Below are 5,416 nucleotides of genomic sequence, written 5' to 3'. Positions count from 1 at the left end.
AAGTCCTGCTCGTTCAGCCGGTGCTTAAAGATGCACCACGTCCGCATCCAACTTGTTATTGACGAGCATAACCGGCAATGCGAACAGAAACGAACATTCAGCAAAACCACCTTTTAGACCACCACCAAAAAATGAATAACATTACAATAATACTAACGAGTTCGGTTATTTCGGCTATTATATCAGCTCTTATTTCTGCCTACGTATCATTAAGAGCAAAAGACATAGATTATAAACATAATTATTATAAAGAAATTATAAATAAAAGACTGGCCGCTTACCAATTTTTAGAAACCCAAATATCTGTTCTAAAGTCGACTGTTCTTGATGACGACCAAAAGGCATTTCATCTAATATTTGCGTATGGACGAGAAAAATTTATGGAGTTTCAGCAAAATCTCACCTTAGCTATGGCATACAGCATTTGGATAGAGGAAGAAACAGTTGAAGCTATGCAAGAACTCAATGATGTTTTTTTTAGCATTAAATAGAAGAACAGATGAAGCATCTTCGGATGAAGAGATTATATCAATAGGGAAATTTTTTTATAAAACCATTGCAAAAAAGAGAAAAATACTAGAACAACAAGTTAGACAAGACTTATTTAGCTTACACAATTTAAATAAGTTTTTTTAAGTCAAAGACTAGTGGAAAAACTAGATTCATCAAGAATTACAATGAATAACATCAATTCTTGATTATTGATGAAAAATAATATCTTTCTGTAACCCTATTTACAGACCCTTCACTGATCAGATTAAAGATTATTTTATCATCATTCCCCAACTACAGACCACCTCTTTTTAGACCAACGCCACCCAATCACTCATTGCCCCTTTGCATGCGCATCGACGACATCGACCAAGAAGACGCGGATATTGACTACTTCGCCACCGATGCGGCGGGGCACGTGCTGCACGTGGCTTCGGGCGGGGGCGTGTTGCCCGAGTCGGTAGCCGCTTCCCAGGAAGACTTGCTACTGCTGCATCAGTATTTTCTCACCCTGCCCGAACGCGGGGAAGCCAAAGCCGTGGAGCCTGGGTTGCAGGGCAACGAACCAGTGCGCTACGCCCGGCGCGGGTTGTTCTCCTTCGCCAAAACCCGCCTGCACGAGCGGGACGATGCCCAGTATTACCTGGTAGCCCGGCCCACCTGTCCCCTCACCGTGGCCGAGCTACCGCCGCCGCTGGCGGAGCTGCTGCTCCGCACCCGCCTGCCCAGCAACGTAGGCAGCCTTGCTATGCTCGATATAACGGCTATTTCCTGACTTTGCTCCCGGCATGCTCCCTAGTGGGCCGGCGTTGTCTCCGGGGCTTTATCTTCGAAGCGGAGAGTAGCACAGCCTTGAGGGTACGCGGGCATGGGCAGAAGGGCGGTTCTTTTGACGTCGGAAAACAGTCCGAACGGTGCTGGTTCGGCACAGAGCCGCCGCCTACATTCGCGTATGCAGACACAACTACTGGCCGAACCTGCCGCCCCGGCGTTGAGCACCAAGCCGCACTACGCTATTCTGGACGGGCTGCGGGGCGTGGCGGCCCTCACGGTGGTGGCCTTTCACCTGTTTGAGGCCCACGCCACCAGCCACCTCGACCAGCGCATCAACCACGGCTACCTAGCCGTGGATTTCTTTTTCCTGCTTTCGGGCTTCGTCATCGGCTATGCCTACGACGACCGGTGGGAGCAAATGACGCTCCGGGAGTTCGTTAAAATCCGGCTGATTCGGTTGCAGCCGCTGGTGGTGCTGGGCATGGTGGTGGGCGCGGCGCTGTACTACTTCCAGGATTCGCCGCTGTGGCCCGGCATCAGTACGGTGCCCGGCTGGCTCGTGCTGGTGGTGATGCTCATTGGCTGCACACTGCTGCCCGTGCCGCTGTCGATGGATATCCGGGGTTGGCACGAGATGCACCCGCTCAACGGGCCGGGCTGGTCGCTGTTCTACGAGTACGTGGCCAATCTGCTGTACGCCCTGGGCGCGCGCAAGCTTTCCAACGAGGCCCTGTCCGTGCTGGTCGCTCTCACCGGGGCCGCCCTTATCCACTTCGCCGTCACGAGTGCTACCGGCGACGTTATCGGGGGCTGGTCGCTGGACCGCGAGCAGCTGCGTGTGGGCTTCACGCGCATGCTGTTCCCGTTTTTTGGCGGGCTTTTGCTGTGCCGCGTAGCGCGCCTGGGCCGGGTACAGAACGCCTTTGGCTTGTGCAGCCTCCTGCTCCTGCTGGTGCTGGCTTTCCCGCGCGTGGGCGGCCCCGACCACCTCTGGCAAAACGGCCTCTACGACTCACTCAGCATCATCCTGGTGTTCCCGCTGATTGTGTGGCTGGGCGCCAGCGGGCAGGTTACGGGCAAGGTAGCAGCCCGCGTGTGCAAGTTCTTCGGCGACATTTCCTACCCGCTCTACATCACCCACTACCCCTTCATCTACACCTATACCAGCTGGGTGAGCACGCACAAGCCCAGCTGGCAGCAGGCCCTGCCCGTGGCTTTGCTCACCTTTGTAGCGGCCGTAGCCCTGGCCTACGCCGCCCTCAAGCTCTACGACGAGCCGGTGCGGCGCTGGCTGCGCGGGCGGTTTCTGGCCGCCCGCTAAGGCTATGAGCGTGTTAGAAAATTGTCATGCTGAGCAGAGTCGAAGCATCTCTATTGCTTCGTCTGAATACCAGTGCAACGAAGCGGTAGAGATGCTTCGACAAGCTCAGCATGACAATTCCTAAACTGAGGTTTCGAAGGGATACCGGGCGGCTTGGGCTTGGCTAGCTTACCCTAGCAGGTTGTTCAGCTGGGCATATTGCAGCAGCAGCATGGTTTTTGCGTCTTTGATGGCGCCGGTCTGCACCATCTGCAGGGCTTCGGTGAAGGGAAGTTCCAGCACTTCTATGCTTTCCTGCTCGTGCTCCACCCCGCCTCCGGCGTGTACCCGCAGCTCCTCGGCGTACTCGGCCACGAAGAAGTAAAGGATTTCCGTGACCGAGCCTGGCGACATGTAGGCCTCCAGCACTTTGGTGACGTTACGCACCCGGTAGCCGGTTTCCTCTTCGGTTTCGCGCCGGATGCAGTCTTCCGCGTTGTCCTGGTCGAGCAGACCGGCGCAGGCTTCAATCAGCATGCCGGAGGCATTGCCATTGAGGTAGGTGGGCATCCGAAACTGCCGGGTCAGCACCACCGCTTGCTTTTCGCGACTATAGAGCAAAATCACGGCACCGTTGCCCCGGTCGTAGGCCTCCCGGCTTTGGGTGCTCCACTCCCCGTTGGGCTGCCGGATGTCGAAGGTGATTTTGCGGAGGGTATACCAGTTGTCGGACAGGACTTCCGTTTGCTTGATGTGAACCTCGGGGTTGGAGAGCATAGCCAGGAGTTAAGGCTCAAAGGTAGATGGCTGCTCATCCGAAGCAAGCAGCCAACGCCTCACACAATCATGTACCCGGCCGCGCGAGTGTGCCGGGGCGCCGGGGCAGAAAAAGCCAGCCGATACGCCTGGCAGAGGCAGACCGACTGTGAGGTTTTGTGCTTATTTGCCACCTTATTCCCCACACCTCCATGCCCACTACCCGCCTGCAGCTGCTGGGCCACGCCAGCTTCCGCATCACCACGCCCGAGGACCACATCATCTTGCTGGACCCCTGGCTAACCAGCAACCCCTATGTACCTGACCACCTGCGCCAACCCGAGCGGGCCGATCTGGTGCTCCTCACCCACGGCCACGACGACCACTTCGACCCTGAGCTGCCCGCCTTGTTGGCGCGTACCGGGGCCCGGGTAGTGGCACCGGCACCCGTGCGCTTTTACCTGAACGAGCAAGGCGTGCCCACCGGCCAGTGCGAGGCTATGAACGTAGGCGGGAGCATAGACGTGCTGAACCTGCGCCTGACCATGACGGTGGCACATCACGCCGCCCACGTGGATATGCCGGATGGCACCACCGGTTTTGCGCACGAAGGTGTAGGGTTTGTGCTGCGCTTCTCCGATGGCACCGTGTTGTACCTGGCCGGCGACACAGCCCTATTTGGCGACATGCGCCTGCTGGCCGAGCTCTATCAGCCCACGGTGGCAGTGCTGCCTATCGGCGACAGGTATACCATGGGCCCGCGGGAGGCGGCGCACGCCGCACGCCTTTTAGGCGTACACCACGTGGTGCCTTTTCACTATGGTACCTTCCCTTCGTTGTTGGGTACGCCCGAGCAGTTGCGGGCGCAGCTCTCCTCTGCTGGAGCCGTCACTGTACATGCCCTCGAAGCCGGAGAAGAGCTTGTACTTAGTGGGCTACGCTGAGTTTCTCCGTCTGGCTTCCTAGATGTATAGTCCCAGCGTGAGGTGGGTCGGGTTTCGGCTAAAGATAGTCGGGTTCTTTTGCCACTGAGCACAGACGAATTCGTGCGGCGTCAGCCCCCGCAGGGTCTTCAGGCGTTTGCCGTGATTGTAGGCCAGCAAAAAGGCTTGCAGGTGCTCGTTCAGCTCGGCCGTGTTCTGGTAGTGGAAGCGCTGCACAGTTGCTTCCTTAATCGTGCGGTTCATGCGCTCAACCTGGCCGTTGGTCCACGGGTGTGCGGGTTTGGTCAGGCGGTGCTCCACGCCGTATTCGCGGCAGATGCGGTCAAAACTGTGCCCGCCGGGTAAGCACTGGTGGGGCTGGGGCGTGAACTGCACGCCATTGTCGGTCAGCACCGTATGCACCTTGTACGGCAGCTTGTCGAGTACGCGCCGCAGAAATTCGGCCGCCACGACGCGTTTAGCACGTGGGTGCAACTCGGCAAAGGCCACCTTGCTAGTGCGGTCGATGGCCACGAAGAGGTACTGGCGGCCTTCCTCGGTCTGCACCTCGGCGAAATCGACGTGCAGATACCCGATGGGATAATCTTTGAATTTCTTTTTGGGCGGACTCTGCCCGTCTTCGGTCAGTGGCAGGCGGCTGATGCCGTGGCGCTGGAAGCAGCGGTGCAACGCGGAACGGGAGAGCTGCGGAATCGTAGCCTGCAGCGCGTAGAGGCAGTCGTCCAGCGGCAAGAGCGTGTGGCGCCGAAACGCTACGGCAATGGCCTCCTGCTCGGCCGTGAGCACCGTCGAGGCCGGCACCGGGCCCATGGGCGCATCCTGCACCGTAGCGCGCTTACGCCACTTGGCCACCGTTTTCGGATTGATGTTGTAACGCGTGGCTAAACTTTGTAAGCTTTCCTGGCTGTGTTGGATAGCGCGCCGTACTGCCGCCGTTGTGCGGGCGCTGCCGTGGAGTACTTGTCCCATAACTGAGTGCGAAAGTCCTGCCCGGAAAATACACCATCACGCCCTGGGACTATACACCTAGAGAGTGTGGACAGTGGGGCTAGCTTTGCGGCATGTTGCGCCGCCACGAGTTAACCGAGCGAGAATGGAAATTGGTCGAACCACACACGTTGGGCCAGCCGGGCACCAGTGGGGGCACGGG

General features: G+C 57.6%; 6 protein-coding genes. 4 read left to right on the top strand and 2 right to left on the bottom strand.

Features of this window, described 5'->3' with window-relative positions; genetic code table 11:
• Nucleotides 1–131: 131 nt before the first annotated feature.
• The 3 genes from FY528_RS21005 (at nt 132) to FY528_RS20995 (ending at nt 2,587) form a co-directional block, all read left to right on the top strand.
• Nucleotides 132–491, top strand: coding sequence for a hypothetical protein (locus tag FY528_RS21005; RefSeq protein ID WP_149072970.1), 360 nt, complete (start codon nt 132–134; stop codon nt 489–491).
• A 350-nt stretch (nt 492–841) separates the two neighbouring features.
• Nucleotides 842–1,267 (top strand): hypothetical protein, encoded by a 426-nt coding sequence (locus tag FY528_RS21000; RefSeq protein WP_149072969.1) that lies wholly within the window; start codon nt 842–844, stop codon nt 1,265–1,267.
• A gap of 177 nt (nt 1,268–1,444) precedes the next feature.
• Nucleotides 1,445–2,587 carry an acyltransferase family protein gene (locus FY528_RS20995; RefSeq protein ID WP_149072968.1) on the top strand — a complete coding sequence of 381 codons (1,143 nt, stop codon included), beginning with the start codon at nt 1,445–1,447 and terminating at the stop codon, nt 2,585–2,587.
• Nucleotides 2,588–2,755: 168 nt separating this feature from the next.
• Here FY528_RS20995 and nudK read toward each other — a convergent pair whose 3' ends face one another.
• The gene (gene nudK / locus FY528_RS20990; protein WP_149072967.1) at nt 2,756–3,343 is read right to left on the bottom strand and encodes a GDP-mannose pyrophosphatase NudK; all 588 of its coding nucleotides are present in this window, start codon (nt 3,341–3,343) and stop codon (nt 2,756–2,758) included.
• A 191-nt stretch (nt 3,344–3,534) separates the two neighbouring features.
• Between nudK and FY528_RS20985 the strand changes: the two genes are divergently transcribed.
• Entirely contained in the window at nt 3,535–4,266 is a 732-nt protein-coding gene (locus tag FY528_RS20985) for a metal-dependent hydrolase (RefSeq protein ID WP_149072966.1), read from the top strand.
• An 18-nt stretch (nt 4,267–4,284) separates the two neighbouring features.
• Here the strand turns inward: FY528_RS20985 and FY528_RS20980 are convergent, their stop codons facing one another.
• On the bottom strand, nt 4,285–5,235 hold the full coding sequence (locus FY528_RS20980; protein ID WP_149072965.1) for an IS481 family transposase: 951 nt from the start codon (nt 5,233–5,235) through the stop codon (nt 4,285–4,287).
• Nucleotides 5,236–5,416 lie beyond the last annotated feature (181 nt).

The organism is Hymenobacter lutimineralis (assembly GCF_008271285.1).
Lineage (GTDB): Bacteria > Bacteroidota > Bacteroidia > Cytophagales > Hymenobacteraceae > Hymenobacter > Hymenobacter lutimineralis.
This window is presented reverse-complemented; position numbering and strand designations above follow the sequence as displayed.